Origin of the sequence: Gordonia sp. UBA5067 (genome assembly GCF_002414845.1) — a bacterium.
Taxonomy (GTDB): domain Bacteria; phylum Actinomycetota; class Actinomycetes; order Mycobacteriales; family Mycobacteriaceae; genus Gordonia; species Gordonia defluvii.
In genome coordinates this window covers 1-16629 of sequence record NZ_DIAX01000014.1, presented here as the reverse complement: position 1 = coordinate 16629, position 16629 = coordinate 1, and the positions used below count along the sequence as shown (strand labels likewise).

At 67.3% G+C, this 16629-nt stretch carries 14 protein-coding genes; 4 read left to right on the top strand and 10 right to left on the bottom strand.

Annotated features, from left to right (window positions below; genetic code table 11):
- Both B4M62_RS02475 and B4M62_RS02470 read right to left on the bottom strand, forming a co-directional pair.
- Positions 1-114, bottom strand: a 114-nt coding sequence (locus tag B4M62_RS02475) for an AMP-binding protein (protein WP_349678331.1), incomplete at its 3' end; no start/stop codon positions are given.
- 103 nt (positions 115-217) lie between these two features.
- Positions 218-1663 carry an MFS transporter gene (locus B4M62_RS02470; RefSeq protein WP_290704676.1) on the bottom strand — a complete coding sequence of 482 codons (1446 nt, stop codon included), beginning with the start codon at positions 1661-1663 and terminating at the stop codon, positions 218-220.
- A gap of 101 nt (positions 1664-1764) precedes the next feature.
- Here B4M62_RS02470 and B4M62_RS02465 point away from each other — a divergent pair, with 101 nt between their 5' ends.
- Both B4M62_RS02465 and B4M62_RS02460 read left to right on the top strand, forming a co-directional pair.
- The gene (locus B4M62_RS02465; RefSeq protein WP_290704674.1) at positions 1765-2496 is read left to right on the top strand and encodes a TetR/AcrR family transcriptional regulator; all 732 of its coding nucleotides are present in this window, start codon (positions 1765-1767) and stop codon (positions 2494-2496) included.
- Between the two features lie 22 nt (positions 2497-2518).
- Positions 2519-3109 carry an FKBP-type peptidyl-prolyl cis-trans isomerase gene (locus B4M62_RS02460; protein WP_290704671.1) on the top strand — a complete coding sequence of 197 codons (591 nt, stop codon included), beginning with the start codon at positions 2519-2521 and terminating at the stop codon, positions 3107-3109.
- Between the two features lie 8 nt (positions 3110-3117).
- Here the strand turns inward: B4M62_RS02460 and B4M62_RS02455 are convergent, their stop codons facing one another.
- From B4M62_RS02455 to glnA, 4 genes are all read right to left on the bottom strand, one after another.
- Entirely contained in the window at positions 3118-3756 is a 639-nt protein-coding gene (locus tag B4M62_RS02455) for a heme oxygenase (biliverdin-producing) (protein ID WP_290704668.1), read from the bottom strand.
- Positions 3757-3841: 85 nt separating this feature from the next.
- Positions 3842-4801 carry an endonuclease/exonuclease/phosphatase family protein gene (locus B4M62_RS02450; RefSeq protein ID WP_290704665.1) on the bottom strand — a complete coding sequence of 320 codons (960 nt, stop codon included), beginning with the start codon at positions 4799-4801 and terminating at the stop codon, positions 3842-3844.
- Positions 4802-4856: 55 nt separating this feature from the next.
- Positions 4857-7859 carry a bifunctional [glutamine synthetase] adenylyltransferase/[glutamine synthetase]-adenylyl-L-tyrosine phosphorylase gene (locus B4M62_RS02445; RefSeq protein ID WP_290704662.1) on the bottom strand — a complete coding sequence of 1001 codons (3003 nt, stop codon included), beginning with the start codon at positions 7857-7859 and terminating at the stop codon, positions 4857-4859.
- Positions 7860-7865: 6 nt separating this feature from the next.
- Positions 7866-9206: a type I glutamate--ammonia ligase gene (gene glnA, locus B4M62_RS02440; protein ID WP_290704659.1), complete on the bottom strand. Its 1341-nt coding sequence runs from the start codon at positions 9204-9206 to the stop codon at positions 7866-7868.
- Between the two features lie 199 nt (positions 9207-9405).
- Here glnA and panB point away from each other — a divergent pair, with 199 nt between their 5' ends.
- Positions 9406-10242, top strand: coding sequence for a 3-methyl-2-oxobutanoate hydroxymethyltransferase (gene panB / locus B4M62_RS02435; protein WP_290704657.1), 837 nt, complete (start codon positions 9406-9408; stop codon positions 10240-10242).
- Positions 10243-10265: 23 nt separating this feature from the next.
- Here panB and B4M62_RS02430 read toward each other — a convergent pair whose 3' ends face one another.
- Positions 10266-11648, bottom strand: a complete 1383-nt coding sequence (locus B4M62_RS02430; RefSeq protein ID WP_290704654.1) for a wax ester/triacylglycerol synthase domain-containing protein — start codon at positions 11646-11648, stop codon at positions 10266-10268.
- Between the two features lie 142 nt (positions 11649-11790).
- Between B4M62_RS02430 and pip the strand changes: the two genes are divergently transcribed.
- Complete coding sequence (gene pip / locus B4M62_RS02425; protein WP_290704651.1) at positions 11791-12744, top strand: prolyl aminopeptidase; 954 nt, start codon at positions 11791-11793, stop codon at positions 12742-12744.
- Here the strand turns inward: pip and B4M62_RS02420 are convergent.
- From B4M62_RS02420 to B4M62_RS02410, 3 genes are all read right to left on the bottom strand, one after another.
- Complete coding sequence (locus tag B4M62_RS02420) at positions 12741-13712, bottom strand: S1 family peptidase (RefSeq protein ID WP_290704648.1); 972 nt, start codon at positions 13710-13712, stop codon at positions 12741-12743. The genes pip and B4M62_RS02420 overlap by 4 nt on opposite strands.
- Positions 13713-13913: 201 nt before the next feature.
- Complete coding sequence (locus B4M62_RS02415) at positions 13914-15215, bottom strand: S1 family peptidase (RefSeq protein ID WP_290704645.1); 1302 nt, start codon at positions 15213-15215, stop codon at positions 13914-13916.
- Positions 15216-15280: 65 nt separating this feature from the next.
- On the bottom strand, positions 15281-16629 hold a 1349-nt coding region (locus B4M62_RS02410; RefSeq protein WP_290704642.1), incomplete at its 5' end, for an RNB domain-containing ribonuclease.

The following is a 16629-nucleotide window of genomic DNA, read 5'->3' as shown; positions in this document are numbered from 1 at the left end:
CCCCTTCGGCTGCCCGGTGGTGCCCGACGTATAGGTGAGCACGGCGATATCGTCAGACGCCAGATCCACCGGTGCGGGCTTTGTGCCGTCGTGCTGACTGATGACCTCGGCCAACGAAATAATGCCCGCTGGTGTGGATCTGGTGACGCCTTCTTAGAATTTCTGAACATCTCCAGAGTGAGCGTTCCGTAGGTTTCACCGTGACTAGCGGGCCTCCTCACCGTGCGTTTGTCAAGGTGTGCGGACTAGCTGACGCCTCCGGACGCACCTTGCCCGAGCGCAGCGCCACCCAGGCAACAACCGCAGTTCCGATCAGGATTGCTGCGGCCACCCAGGACGCCGCATTCTGTCCGACGACGAACGCCCCTCGTGCCACAGTCAGCAACTCGGCTGCGGCCGACGCCGAGAGATGCGTGGCCCCCGCCGCCGCTCCCCCGAGGCTGCGTGCTGCCTCGCCGGTTGCCAGGTCCGGCGGAAACTTCGCTCGGTACACCACGTTGAGCACGCTGCCGAGGATGGCAATACCCAGCGCGCCACCGAGTTCACTGCTGGTCTCCAACAGGCCCGACGTCGCCCCGGCACGGGCGCGCGGCGCGATCCCGATGACATGGTCGGTAACCATCGCCGTCGTCGCCACGACACCGGCGGCGATCATTCCCGCACCAACAAGAATCACCGCCAGCGAATTCGAGCCGGTAAGGGCACCTAGGACGACGAACCCGGATGCGGCGACGAGCAATCCCGCGACAATCACCGGCGGGCGGCCCACCCGGTTTGCTGACCCTGCTGCCAGCGGCGCCGCCGCCGCGACAACAACGGACGGGGCAATGCCCAGGAGCGCGAAGAAGCACACCAGATTCGTCCAGATCGAGGTGGCTAGCGCACGGTCGGCCAATAGCCGCAGATCGAGCATCGGGTCTGGCAGCACGCGCTGCCGGTAGACGAACACCGCACCCACCCCGAACCCGACGGCAAGAAGGCCAACTCGAGAAGCCGACCAACCGTCGGCCGCAATGTCTTTCACTCCCGCAATGAACGGCAGGATCGAACCGAGGACAAGCGCCGAACTCAGTAGATCGACCCGTCGAGTCGGATCGGCAGTATCACCGGGAAGCACCAACGGCGCAAGAACAAGTAACACGACCATTACCGGGATGTTGATCAAGAACACCGAGCCCCACCAATAGTGTTCCAGCAACACCCCGCTGATGATCGGTCCTACGGCAACACCGCCGGTGAGGACCGCATTCCACGTTGCAACAGCTTTAGTCCGGGCCGCTTCATCGTCGAAAACGTGCCGAATCATGGCAAGGGTCGACGGCATGAGCGTGGCCCCGGCAACGGCAAGGAGTGCCCGCGCGCCGATCAGCATCTCCACGGAGGTGGCGAAGGCGGCCAGGATGGACGCGGCACTGAACGCAGCAGCACCCGCCAGGAGGAGTCGTCGGTGGCCGACGCGGTCGGCCACCGCGCCCATCGTCAGCAGTCCACCGGCGAGGATGAAGCCGTAGATGTCGAAGATCCACAGCAGTTGCGTCGGACTCGGCGCCAAGTCGGCCGCAATACCCGGTACCGCGAAGAACAGCACCGACACATCCATCGACACGATCAGCATCGGCAGACACAGGACGGACAGGGCCAGCCACGGCGAGCGTCGTATCATTAGATCCTCCTAAGCAGTTTATAATATATACAATTGTTCCCCCGATTGATGGTAGGGAGTTTCTGCGTGTGATGCAAGCAGTTCTTTTGTAGGATGTAGCTATGGCCCCGACCAATCCCACGAACCCAGCACTCCCCCGCTACCTTGAAGCGCTCTGGGGTATCGAACCGGCCAAGCCCCGACGAGGACCCAAACCGACGGTCACCGTCACCGACATCGGGCGGGCGGCCGTCGCCCTAGCCGACAACTCCGGCTGGGAAATGGTCTCCATGAAGGCCATCGCCGAGTCTTTGGGAATGACCACGATGTCGCTCTACCGCTACGTCGAGAGCAAAGACGACATCGGCGAGATCATGGTCGACGAAGGGCTGGGTCCGGCGAATCTGGACTATGGCAAGCACCGATGGCGAGCATCAGTCGCGATCTGGGCCGACGCCTTCGCCACCCGGTTGCGCAGCCACCCCTGGCTGGCGACGATGCCCATGGCCCGGCCACCGCTGGGACCAAATGCGTTGTCCTGGACCGAAGCCGGCGTGCGCGCCTTCGACGACACGCCACTTTCCGGGCAGCAGAAGATGAGCGCCCTGCTCCTCGTCGATGGCTTCGTCCGCAACCACATTCGCCAAGCCAGCCAGATGGGGCTGATCGGTCCCGCTCCGCGCAACTCCCGCCCGCCATACGAGACGATGGTGGCCTCGTTGGCTGACCCCCGACATCATCGGAGCATCCTCGCGGCATTGGCCTCGATGGATCCCGCTGCCGAGTTCGACGACACACAGTTACGCTTCGGACTCTCGGTACTCCTCGACGGTCTCGACGCCCTCATCGCATAATCGAACTGCTAGGTTGGGGGCCATGCGCAAATCCGCCTTCGTCCCCGCTCTCGCCGCCGTCACCGTCCTCGCCCTCGCCGGGTGCGGCTCGAACGACAAGAAGAAGGACGAGGCCGCGCCGGAGAGCGGCACCTGTCCGACCGCGGCCCCCGCCGCCGACGCCAAGGCCGACTGGACGCTCACCGGAACCACCGGGTCGATCAAAGTCGTCGCCCCCACCGCGACGCATGCACCCGGTGTGACGGTCCAGGAGCCGTTTGCGGTCGCCCAGACCACCGTGCACACCCTCCACGAGGGCAAGGGCGACAAGGCGATCGAGGTTTCCCAGATGGTGTCAGTCTGCTACCTGGGTGTCAACGGCCGCACCGGGAAGGTCTTCGACAGCGCGTATCAGCGCGGCACCCCGGCGTCGTTCCCGCTCACCAACGTCGTCACCGGTTTCCAGAAGGCCATCGTCGGACAGAAGCCCGGTGCCACCGTCGCCGTCGCCATGACTCCCGAGGACGGCTACAAGCCGATGGGCGGTCAGGCCGACGCGGGTATCGAGGCCGACGACCCACTGATCTTCGTCCTGCAGATCCGGGGCATCGAAAAGACCGACGGCAGCGAGTAGCCGCGCGGTCAGCGCTCGAGCGCCGCGAACAGTTCCTGGTTGAATTCGAAGGCGCGGATCGCCTCTGCGGTCAGCGCATCGGTGGCCTCGTCGCCGAGTTCGAGTGCGTCCAATCGGTCGCGATAGCAGTCCTTGTAGCGCTTGAGCTTGTCGATTCCATCGAATCGATAGAAGCTCAGCGCATCCTCGGACACCCCGTAGAGGTTGCGCAGCTTGCTTGCGATGATCTGTCCGCCCGACAGGTCGCCGAGGTAACGCGTGTAGTGGTGCGCGACGAACCGCGCTGCGTCGTGCGCACTGGCCTCGATCGCCGCGACATAGTCGGCCGTCGCCGGGAGCATGCTCAGCTCCGACGGATCGACGCCCAGCGCGACGAGGTCGGATTCCAGTGACGGCGTGCGCCGCAACCGCTCATCGAGAACCGCGGCCGCGACCGGGTGCGATGCCAGCCGGTCGCCGGCGCTCTCGAGCGCGCGATAGACGAACAGGAGCTGCCCGGCGAGGGCCACATAGGCGTCGGCGTCCAGCCGGCCGTCCATGAGCTCGGTCACGAACGCCGACCGCTCCGCCCGCTCGTGTGCCCGGGCGGTTGCCTCCCGGAGCACATCGGAGGTCGGGCCGAGCGAGTCCTTCGTAGCAATTGCCATGTGTCCGATCCTATCAGCCGGGCACATAAGGTAAGCCTAAGAAGGAGCCTGTGGTGGTTCGGATCTGCGGCGGCGGAATCGAGGGTCAGCGCGCGACGAGAGTAACAATGAGCACCCGGTGATCGGTGCCGGCGAGCTCGACCGTCCGCACCTTTGTCGCCACGAATCCGCGGCTGATCACGTGGTCAATCGCGACGACTGGCCGGTGCCCGATCTTGTCCGTCGGGTAGGTGGGCAACCACCCGCCGCCGGCCTGGTCGGTCGCGTCTTCGATGCCGCCGGCCAACAGGTCCCGATAGTGCTTGTGGTCCCAGGTGGCGTTGAAGTCGCCGATGGCAATCATCGGACCCGGCGGGAGCTTCTCGATGTGTCCGCGCAGCGCCTTGAGGTCCTTGATCGCCAGTTCGCCATATCCGGCGCCGGGCACCGGCGCACCCGAATGGACGGCGAGGACCCGGGTCCCGGGCGCCCCCGGCAGGTCGGTGACCGCTACCAGATTGTGCAGGACCATCCCCGGCAGTTTCGCTCGGCCACGCTGCGGGGCCCGGGTGAGCAGCACCGTACCGGTGGCCCCGGGGCCCGGCCAGGCAAATTCGTTCAGCCCGGCTGTCGCTATCGGCGACGCCACGATCCGGGTGTACGCGTCAGGCGTGACCTCCTGAAGGCTGACGACGTCGGGCCGCACGTCGCTGACGATGCGCGCGAGTTCGGCGACATCGGCCGCCCCCATCATCAAGTTCGACGACAGCACGGTGATCGCCGGTCCGCCGGTGGGCGCCGGCGCGGCCCGCCAGAGCGGTAGCTGGGTGACGAGAACGGCACCAACGACGACCGCTGACACCGCGACCAGGACCCAACGGCGGATGCTCGCGAACACGAGTACCGCGGCGCCCGCCGCGAGCACCGCCAGTGGCACGGCACTGGTCGGATAGATCGTCAGATTCCCCTCGGCGGGGTAGTAGTGCAAAACCACCGCGCCGACTCCACACGCCAGGAGCGCAAGGCCGACCAGCAGTCCGCCCAGCCGGAGTACCTTGCCGGTCATCGGGCCAACTCTATCGGCGGGCCGCCCCGGGCGGCCGGCCGGGCGCGGTGCGTCCTCACGCCCCGAACACCTCGGTGACCACTGCTTTGGCGCGCCGGGTCACCCGCAAGTAGTGCTCCAGGAATTCCCCCGCCTCGTCGGGCGGCCACCCGGCGGCAAAGGCGACGGCCCGCAATGCCGCCCCCGGCCCCGGCAGCTCGTCGACCGGCTTCCCACGCACCAGCACCAACGCGTTGCGGGCCTTCGTGGCCGTCAGCCACGCGTCGCGCAACAGCTCGACCTGCTGTTCGGGCAGCAGGCCGTCGGCCACGATCGCGTCGAGCGACTCCAGCGTCGACGTGTTGTGCAGCGACGGGTGGTCGTGGGCATGGCGCAGCTGGACCAGTTGGACGGTCCACTCGACGTCGGCAAGGCCACCGCGCCCCAATTTTGTGTGCATGGCCGGGTCGGCGCCCCGCGGGAGCCGTTCGGCATCGACTCGTGCTTTGATCCGCCGGATCTCGCGAACCGCCTCCGGCGAAACCCCTCCCCGGGGATACCGGATGCCGTCGACCATGTGCAAAAAGCTCACACCCAGATCGTCGTCGCCCGCCACCTGGTGCGCCCGCAGCAGTGCCTGAATCTCCCACGGCTGCGCCCACTGGTCGTAGTAGGCCCGGTAGGAGGCCAGCGTCCGCACCACCGGACCGTTGCGCCCCTCCGGACGCAGGTCGACGTCGACTTCGAGCGGCGGGTCGGCACTGGGCGTACCCAGCATCATTCGCACGTTCTCGGCGACCGTCTGCGCCCACTTGAGTGCCACCGTCTCGTCACCGCCATCGAGCGGCTCGCACACGAACATCACGTCGGCATCCGAGCCGTAGCCCAGCTCACCACCACCGAGTCGGCCCATGCCGATAACGGCGATCTGCGCGGGCGCCTCCTCGCCGGGGGCCAGCGACTCGGCGATGACCACCTGCAGTGCGGCGTTGAGCACCGCGGCCCAGACCGACGACAGGGCGGCGCACACCTGCGGCACATCGAGCATCCCCAGGACGTCGGCCGACGCGATCCGCGCCAGTTCGGCCCGGCGATGGCCGCGCGCCACCGCGACCGCTTGCTTGAGGTCGGTTCGGCGGACCGTCGACGCGATCAACCCCTTGGCGACCTCGTCCGGCGCGATGCCGATCAGCTTCGGCCCTTCGGCGCCGTCGCTGTAGAGCTTGATGACCTCGGGAGCGCGCATGAGGAGCTCGGCGATATAGGCCGAGGTGCCCAGCACATGCATGAGCCGCTGAGCCACGACACCGTCGTCGCGCAGCAACCGGAGGAACCAATCGGCGTCGGCGAGTTCCTCACACAGCCGGCGATAGTTCAGCAGGCCCGCGTCGGGGTCGGGGGTACGGCTGATCCACTCCAACAGTGACGGGAGTACGAGCAATTGGATCTGACCGCGCCGTCCCGGCGTGGATGCGAGTGCCCGAATGTGCCCGAGCGCGCGCTCGGGCTTGGCGTATCCGAGTGCGGCGAGGCGGCGCTGGGCCGACTCGCTGGACAGCGTCAGCTCGTCGGCCTCGAACCGGGTCACCGACTCCAACAGCGGCCGGTAGAAGAGCTTCTCGTGGAGCAGCCGGATCCGCATGCGCTGCGACCGCAGGTCGCTGCGCAGCACCCCGGCTGCGTCGAGGTCCCCCGTCGGCCGGATGTGCGCGGCACGCGCCAGCCAGCGCATCCCCGCCTCATCGTCCGGAACGGGCAGCACATGCGTTCGCGACAATCGCTGCAACTGCAGCCGGTGCTCGAGCAGTCGCATGAACTGATAGGACGCCGAGAGGTTCGCCCCGTCGTCGCGGCCCACATAGCCACCAGCGGTGAGCGCGCCCAGCGCGGCAACCGTCGCTTGCACGCGCAGCGATGCATCGACGCGGCCGTGGACCATCTGCAACAACTGCACGGCGAACTCGACGTCGCGCAGACTGCCGCTGCCGAGTTTCAGATTTCGTTCGCGCAGGTCGGCGGGCACCAACGACTCCACCCGGCGCCGCATCGCCTGGACATCGACGACGAAGTCGTCGCGTTCGGCCGCCGTCCACACCATCGGGGTGACGGCGTCGACGTATTGCGCGGCCAGCGCCATGTCGCCGCACATCGCGCGCGCCTTGAGGAGTGCCTGAAATTCCCACGTCTTCGCCCACCGCTGGTAGTAGGCGACGTGGCTTTCCACGGTCCGCGTCAGCGCGCCGGCCTTGCCCTCCGGTCGCAGCGCCGCATCGACGTCGAAGAACGCCGCCGATCCGACGCGCATGAATTCCCCGGCGATGCGGGCCGACATCGAGTCGGCGGGCTCGGCGACGAAGATGACATCGACATCGGACACGTAGTTGAGTTCACGGGCGCCGCACTTGCCCATGGCGATGACGGCCAGTCGCACGTCGAGCGGGTCATCACCACAGGCTTGTGTGATCGCCACGGCGAGAGCAGCAGTGAGCGCCGCGTCGGCCAGGTCGGCCAACAGGGCCCCGGCCTCGGGAATGGAGACGTACGGCTCGTCCTGCACCGTCGCCGCCACGTCGTGGGCGGCGATGACCAGAAGCTGGTTCCGGTAGGCGCGCCGAAGCGCATGCACCGCGTCGGGTCCGGTGACCGCTGCACGGAACACCAGATCGTCAGGTTGTGCGGATGAGTCTGGGCGGGCCTCGACGGCGGCCAGCATCGCGGTGCGCAGGGCTTCGGCCGAGGGCAAACGGGTCGCGGTCAGCAGCCGCCACGCCGTCGGCTCGGCAACCAGATGATCCCCCAGGGCGTCGGATGCGCCGAGCACGCCGAACAACCGTCCACGAAACCCGGTGTCCTCGACGATGAGTCGGGCAACGTCGGCCCACTCGTCACCGTGCTCGCCCAGGGCCTCGCGCAGTCGGACCAGCGCCTTGAGGGCCAGATCGGCGTCGGCCGCGCGCGACAGCGCCCAAGCCACGTCAACCCGATCCCGGGTGTCCCACCCGAGCACGGCGAGGTTCGATGCGGCCTGTGCGTCGAGCAGCCCGAGCCGCCCGGCACTGGGTGTGGATCCTCGGCTCATGACCGCCTACAACGGCAGGTAGTTGCGCAATTCGAACGGCGTCACGTGGCTCCGGTACTCGGTCCACTCCGCCCACTTGTTGCGCAGGAAGTAGTCGAAGACGTGCTCGCCGAGAGCCTCGGCGACCAGCTCGGATCGCTCCATCTCGTTGAGCGCGTCGGCCAGACTGCCAGGCAGTTCCCGGTAACCCATGGCCCGACGTTCCCCGGCCGTCAGCGACCAGACGTCGTCCTCGGCCTCCTCGGGCAACTCATAGCCCTCGGCGATGCCCTTCAAACCGGCGGCCAGCAACACCGCGAACGTCAGGTAGGGATTACACGCCGAATCCGGGCTGCGAACCTCGATGCGGCGCGACGAACCCTTGTTGGGTGTGTACAGCGGCAGCCGCACCAGCGCCGAACGGTTCGCCCGGCCCCAAGTAGCCGCCGTCGGCGCCTCGCCACCGTGGATGAGACGTTTGTAGCTGTTCACCCACTGATTGGTCACCGCACTGAGCTCGCTGGCGTGATGCAGGATTCCGGCCACGAACTGCTTACCCACGGTCGACAATTGCATCGGGTCGTCCGGGTCGTGGAAGGCGTTCTCCTCCCCCTCGAAAAGACTCATATGCGTGTGCATCGCCGAACCCGCGTGATCGCTGAACGGCTTGGGCATGAACGTCGCCGAGACGCCCTCGTTGATCGCCACCTCCTTGATGAGGTACCGGAAGGTCATGACGTTGTCGGCCATCGAGAGCGCATCAGCGAAGCGCAGGTCGATCTCCTGCTGCCCGGGCGCGCCCTCATGGTGTGAGAACTCCACCGAGATGCCCATCGACTCGAGCGCGTCGATTGCATGCCGGCGAAAGTTGGGTGCGGCGTTGTGCACCGTTTGGTCGAAGTAGCCGCCCCGATCGGCCGGCTGGGGCTCCGAACCGTCCGTCGGCGAGTCCTTCAGGAGGAAGAACTCGATCTCCGGGTGGACGTAGCAGTTGAAGCCCTTCTCTGCGGCCTTATTCATCTGGCGGCGCAGCACCTGGCGCGAGTCCGCCCAGGACGGCGTGCCATCGGGCATCACGATGTCACAGAACATGCGCGCCGAGTGATGCCGGCCGTTCGAGGTCGTCCACGGCAGGACCTGGAACGTCGACGGGTCCGGCCGGGCGACGGTATCGGCCTCCGAGACACGTGAGAATCCCTCGATTGCCGAGCCGTCGAAGCCGATCCCCTCGTCGAACGCCCCCTCCAGCTCAGCCGGCGCGATCGCGACCGACTTCAGATATCCGAGCACGTCGGTGAACCACAGGCGCACGAATCGAATGTCACGCTCTTCGAGCGTCCGCAGCACGAACTCTTTTTGCCGGTCCATGTTCGCCGAGCCTAGAAGCAACCTGTTACGAGCGTGTTACTTCCTCGCGTTTTGGACAGTTCGGCGCACCCCGCTCGGCCCCTGTGACGAACTGCACTCACCAATCCGTTGGCCCGGCCCGAGCGCGGTGGAACAATCGGTGGTGTCCGCAGTCAACCCGGGTACCCGACAAGGGACTCGAGGCAGAAAAGAGACAACCATGTCCGACGCATCCGTGTATGGCTCAGCCGGTGAACAGCCCCGTCGCGCGACCCGTGTCCAGCATCTGGCCCAGATGAAGGCGGACGGCCACAAGTGGGCGATGCTCACCTGCTACGACTACTCCACCGCCGCCCGTTTTGATGAGGCGGGCATCCCCGTGCTGCTCGTCGGGGATTCCGGCGCCAACACTGTCTACGGTTACGACACCACGATCCCAGTCACACTCGACGAGATGATCCCGCTGATCCGCGCCGTCGTGCGCGGCGCACCGCACGCCCTGGTCGTCGCGGACCTCCCATTCGGCTCGTACGAGGCGGGTCCTCAGCAGGCACTCGAATCATCGGTGCGCTACTTCAAGGAGACCGGCGCCCACGCGGTGAAACTGGAGGGCGGCGAGCGCGTCGCCGCCCAAATCGCCACGCTGAGCGCCGCCGGGATCCCGGTCATGGCGCATATCGGCTTCACTCCGCAAAGTGTCAACGGTCTCGGCGGCTACCGCGTTCAAGGCCGCGGCGACGGCGCCGACCAGCTGATCGCCGACGCGCTCGCCGTCCAGGAGGCGGGGGCATTCGCCGTCGTCATGGAGATGGTCCCGGCCGAGTTGGCGGCGCAGATCACCCGTAAGCTCACCATCCCGACGGTCGGCATCGGCGCCGGCAACGAAACCGACGCGCAGGTCCTCGTCTGGCAGGACATGGCAGGGTTGACGAGCGGAAAGACCGCAAAGTTCGTCAAGCGCTTCGCCAACATCGGCGACGACCTGCGCGATGCCGCAGCGGCCTACGCCGACGAGGTGGCACGCAGCACCTTCCCCGGCCCCGAACACGCTTACTGAGGCGCGCGCCGCAACCGTCCGCGTCAGACCGCGTACTTCGCAAACGCCTCTTCGAGGCAGGCAGCGAACTCATCGGGGTCCCGCACAGCGGCCGGATCGGAGTTGATGCCGAGCAGGACGCTCCCGTCATAGGTGAGCAGGCCGATGTTGATCGCCGCCCCCGCCTTGGGGGCGAACGGCACCAGTGCAAGCACTTTCGCGCCGCACAGGTATACCCCGACAGGCGGACCGGGGACGTTTGTCGCGGCCACGTCGACGCCCTTCATCAGCGCGGCCGCGAGCCGCTCGGTCAGCGCAGCGGGCAGCAGTGCCATCGCCTTGTAGAGGACCTCGGACAGCTCGAGCGCCGGATCTTGCCGCGCGTCCTCGATCAGCCCGTGCAACTGCGCCAGGCGGGCCGTGGCGTCGACATCGTCGGTGGGAAGGACGAATCGCGCGGGCACCCAATGGTTCCCGGTCACTGCGTCGGCGGGGGTGCGCTGGTTGACCGGCATGTTCACCCGGAACTCCGACAACGCGTGTCCGTTGCGCCGATGGTAGGTCCCGAAGGCATCGGCGACCGCGGCGACGAAGACGATATTGAGGGTGACGCCGGCGGCCCGGGCCGCCCGCGTGATTGGCTCGAGCGGAACTTCGATCATGTTGAACGCACACGTGAGGGAACGGTCGCTCATCCACTCTGACTTGGGCCCGCCGGGCGGAGCTATCATCGCGGCGAATGCGGCTGCCGTGCGCACCCCCGAGACGGTGGTATCGATCGGACTGGTCAGCAGGCCCCGCGCAGCGTGGACGTACGCCCTGGCGGCGCCGACTGCCGTTTCCTGAAGCGCGGCCGCCTCAAAGGCCGCAGCCTGCACGAAACGATCGATCAGGCCCGCCGGATCGGCCACCGGGGCGGGCGGCATCGGCCCGAGGTCACCCGGGTCGGATTCGAGGTCGAACAACGATGCGCTCATCGCCAGTCCGCCCATCCCGTCGGCAACACTGTGGTGGACCTTGTAGATCACCGCGGCCCGACCGTCGGCCAGATCGGTGAGGATCGCGATTTCCCACAGCGGGCGGGAGTGATCGAAATCCTGGTCGCCCATCCGGGCGGCGTAGGCCAGTGCCGCCGGAATATCGTCGGCTCCCCGAGGAAGGCGACGCCACCGGACGTGATAGCCCGGGTCGAAGTTCGGATCAGTCTCCCAGCGCGGCGGCGCCGGCGACAACGAGTTTCCCACCGCCCGCTCACGCAGTCGAGGGAACAGTCGAGTCAACCGCTCGGCACGCTCGGTGACCTTCTCCCGGTCGGGTGGTCCGTCGAGCACGATGAAGGCGATGATGCCCGAACGCAGTAGCGGGTCGCCCTCGATGCCGTACAGGACCGCGTCAAAAGCGCCCATCCGATCGTTTCGCTGTGCCATGGACCAATTCTGACCCAGGGAGGCCCTCCGTAGGACGGTGTTGGGGTCAGAACGGTGGTGAACAGGGACGGCCGGCCGTGAATCTTCGACGGGTCGCCGCGCAGCGCCCGCATATCGGCGATGGCGCCCATAGTCTTGGGGAATGCGCGAGTTGTACCCGGCCATCGACCCCCACGATCACGGCCATCTGCCGGTCGGCGACGGCCAGGAAATCTATTGGGAGGTGTCGGGCAATCCCCATGGAAAGCCGGTGGTCTTCGTCCACGGCGGACCCGGTGGCGGCACGTCGGCCAAGCAGCGCCGCTTCTTCAACCCCGCGGCCTACCGCATCGTGCTGTTCGACCAGCGCGGGTGCGGGCAGTCGCGACCCCACATCGCCGACGGTGCCGACCTCTCGGTCAACACCACCGGACACCTCATCGCCGATATGGAGGTGCTGCGCAAACATCTCGGCATCGACCGCTGGCAGGTGTTCGGGGGCTCGTGGGGCTCGACGCTGGGCCTCGCTTACGCGCAAACGCATCCTGCGCGCGTGACCGAGCTGGTGCTGCGCGGTATCTTCCTGCTGCGCCGCAGCGAGATCGACTGGTACTACAACGGCGGCGCGGCCGGCATCTTCCCCGACCGCTGGGAGGACTATCTGGCACCGATTCCCGTCGCGGAGCGCGGCGGGAATCTGGTAGCGGCGTACCACCGTATCCTCACCGGGCCCGACCGGCCGTTGGCCCAGCAGGCCGCGGCGGCCTGGACCGGATGGGAGACCTCGACGAGCTACCTGCTCCCCCAGCCCGAATCCGCCGCTGACGACCCGCGCTTCTCCCTCGCGTTCGCCACTATCGAGAACCACTACTTCACCCACGGCGGATTTCTTCGCGACGGTCAGCTGCTCGACGAGGTCGATACCATTGCCGACATCCCTGCAGTCATCGTCCAAGGGCGCTACGACGTCGTCTGCCCGATGCGTAGCGCGTGGGATCTGCACTGTGCGTGGCCCAGCACCGAACTGAGAATCGTCGACGACGCCGGGCACGCATCGTTCGAGCCCGGCACCATCGACGCCCTGGTTGCCGCTACCGACGGCTTCGCGAACCGCTAACGCGGGGGCGGCGGCATGAAGGGGCTCTGGTTCGATGCCGACGGTGGGCCCGATCCCGACGGTGGGCCCGATGCCGGCGGTACACCGAACGGCGAGGGGCCCGTGCCGGGCACCCCCTGCTGCGGTCCACCCTGGTACGGGGCACTCGGAGTCTGTCCGGCCTGAAACTGGGCGGGCATTCCGGACTCGGGTGTCGGGTAGCCGGCGGCCCCGGACTTGGACTTGCGGATGAGGGCAAACACGAGCAGTCCGACCAGCAGCACGGCGACGATTCCGACGAGCGGAATGAGCCACACCCACCAGCCCCGGCGTGACGACTCCTGCTCGGGGCTCGCCAGCGTCACGCCATGACTGTGCAGATACTGGCGCAGCGCAATGTTGTCGGTGACGAAGCCGAACTCCGATGTCTCGTCTTTGGAGACCGTCTTCATCGAGTTGGTGCCGATCACCTCGCCATCGGCGTTGACCGTCGGACCGCCCGACATCCCCTTGCCGATCGTCGCCGACACCTCCGTCTGGGCCACACCGCTGGGATTCTGCTGGCGCGATGAGACGGTGCCCGTCTTGAAGGAGGGCTGCGGCAGCGAGATGTCGTCGCTCACGCGCCGCACCTGGCCCGGGAAACCGACGCTGGTGATCGCTTCGCCCGGTTTCGGGACGACCGCGGAGATCGCGAGCGCGGTCAGTTCTCCCGGCGTGGAATTCATTTTCAAAATGGCATTGTCGCCATCTTTGAATGACTGCGCACTGACCACTTGGACGGTGGTCCAATCACGAATGACCTGGTTGGGACCCCCCGGCTGCTTGACCCGGACCGCCGCCGATGGTCGGTCCCCATCGCCACCGGCGCCGCGGACCGCCCAGCCCTGCGCAGTCGCCTGCCGGTAGATGTTGGTCGCCCACGCACTGTCTCGCGACCACCGTGCCCCACTGGTGAACGGGATCTGCGCCTGGCCCGTGATGGTCATCTGCAGGATGCCACGAGCCTGAATGTTCGCTTCACTATTCCCACCTCGCCTGGAAGTCCACCGGGGTCGACCGGATTGTCCGACTTGGTCAGATTAGCCCTTTTGAACCTTCGCGGCGCACTGCCGGGCCAAGCCGAAATCAGTCAACCGGACGACGTCCCCGGCTGTGGTGGCGCGGGGGGGCGATGCCCTTGTCCGGTATCAGCGACCGAACGGCTGACCGGGGTAACCCGGTTGCGGACCGGACGGCGGGAACGGACCGGACGGCGGGAACGGCGTCCCGGGTTGCGGGGCGCCGAATCCGGGCGTCGGGGGCCGGGGCGCAGCAGCGGGCGGCCCGAACTGACCCAGCCCCTGCGCTGGCGGCTGTGGCTGACCGAACGGCTGCGGCTGACCGAACGGCTGCGGGCCCGCACCCCCGGGTCCACCCGGTCCGCCGGGGTAATACGGCGGCGGTCCCGCCTTGGGCTTGCGGCGCAGACCCAGCAGCAGGCCCACGATCAGCAGCAGCGCAACGATGCCGATGAGCGGGCCGAGCCACACCCACTTGTTGAGGCCGGACGACTCCTGGTCCGCGCTCACCAGGGTGACCCCGTTGCTCTGCAGGTACATGCGTAGCGCAATGTTGTCGGTGACGAAGCCGAACTCCGATGTCTCGTCTTTGGAGACCGTCTTCATCGAGTTGGTGCCGATCACCTCACCGGCGGAATTGACCGTCGGACCGCCCGACATCCCCTTGCCGAGTGTCGCCGACACCTCGGTCTGGGCAACGCCGCTGGAATTCTGTTGGCGCGACGAGACGGTACCGGTCTTGAATGACGGCTGCGGCAACGTCACGTCGTCGCTGACGCGCCGCACCTGCGCCGGAAAGCCGACGCTCGTGATTGCCTCGCCGGTCTTGGGGGCCTCCTTCGCGATCGGCAGGGCGGTGAGCGGGCCGGGCGATGAATTGAGCTTCAGAACAGCGTTGTCACCGTCTTTGAACGGCTGCGAGGCAACCACCTGAAGGGTTGTCCAGTCGCGAATCGCCTGGTTGGGCCCAGAGGCCTGCTTCGCCTTGACTGAGACCGATGGCGCATCACCATCTCCCCCGCCGCCCCGAATGGCCCAGGACTCGTTGAGCGCGCGTTGATAGACCGCCACCGCCTTCGCCTTGTCCCAGTTCTGCTTCTTGGCCAGGTCGAGTACGACCTGCTCGCGCAGTTCGTTCTTGAGACTCTCGTCGGCCGTGTTGACGCAGTGACCAGCGGTAGCGATAAACCCGGTGGGGTCGACGATGTATCCGGTACATGCCGCGGCAACCTGAACGTCGTCCGACCACTGGGCGCCGTCGTTGAACGGAATCTGCACCTGCCCGGTGAATTCCACCAGCAGGAACACCAGCGCCTTGCCGACCCTGTCGTTCACGGACACGGGGTCGGCGACGGCCGGCCCCACACCGCTCACCAATGCGAGTGATGCGGCGAGTGCCACCGCGGCCGCCTTGATCGTCCTGTTCACCATTACTCCAATTCCGAGTGGGCCAGAGCCCTCAGCAACCGGCCGAGAGTAACACGCAGAAGCCCAGGCTAACCGGCTGCGGGCGCGAACAAGATCCGCCGCTCCCGGGGGTCGGCTTCCGCCAGCAGCACGCCCAGCGCCTGCCCTGCGCGCAGGTCGCCGCGGCAGGGGGCCAGCACCGGCGGGTCGGCGACAAAGACCTCGGCCGGCCGGTGCGCCCGCTGCGGCCGGGTGACGACGGCGTCGAAGCGCTCCCCGACGGCATTCGCCAGTACCACCGCCTCGGCAAGGTCGATCGACTCCCGGTCGGCGCGGCTCGCCAGTCTTGACGACTCGCGGATCCCTTTGGGCAGTTCAGGCAGGGCGTCGAGGACCCACTGCGGTACCGGATCACCGGCCGCCACCGCCACGCACACCTCCGTCGCGAAGCGGTCGGGCAGCCGGCGCAGCGGCGCGGTGACATGTGCGTAGACCGAGGCCAGGCCGGAGTGCTCGGTGACCGGTTCGGCCCCATCAAGTATCGGCGCCGGTAGTGCGAGATAGTCCGAACCGCTGAGCAGGCTCGTCGTCGCCGACATCAGCGCGAGTGTTCGCGGACTGTCGGCGGGTTGTCGGGCGAGGAACTGACCGACCGTGAGTCCGTCACCCCATTCGACGCCGAGGGTGTGGGCAAGCCCGCGCAGTGTCTTGATCGCCGCGTCCGGTGGTGCTGGCACGGTGCGTAACAGACCGACGTCCGCGTCGCGCATGATCTTTCCGGCCACCATTCCGGTCAGCAGCGACAGCTCGGCGTTCCACTCCTCGCTGTCATACCGGACGGCCAGGCCGATAGTCCACCGCCCGTCGGTACGGGTCACCTCCTGCGCCGGCAGATCGAGGGTGATCCGTCCCTGCTCGAGCGCCACCCGTCGGCGCAATTGGCCGAATGCCGGGAGCGCCGAAATCGACGGATGCAGGGTGCCGCGGGCGGCATCGGCTGACACCCCCGCATAGTCGAGCTTGGCGACGACGTGCACGAGCGCCCGGCCCACGGCCACACCGCCGCCGGCCAGGTCTCCGACCCTGCCGTCGGCCGCGACACGCAGGGTCCAGACCACGGCGGGCCGGTCGACGCCGGGAAGCAGTGACCCACTGCCTTCCGACAACGCCCGGGGATGCAGTGGCACAGCGCCGTCGGGGAAGTAAAAGGTGGTGCCGCGCCGCCTCGCCTCAATGTCGAGCGCCCCGCCGGGCACGACCAGCGCGGCCACGTCCGCGATCGCGTAGTGGACGAGGAATCCGCCGTCGGCGTCGGCCTGCAGATGGACGGCCTGGTCGAGGTCCCGCGCCGCCAACGGGTCGATCGTGACAAACGGGAGGTGGCGGAGGTCGTCGCGCTGCGCCGCGAAGGAATCTGGCTCTTCGGACTTCAGAGTGC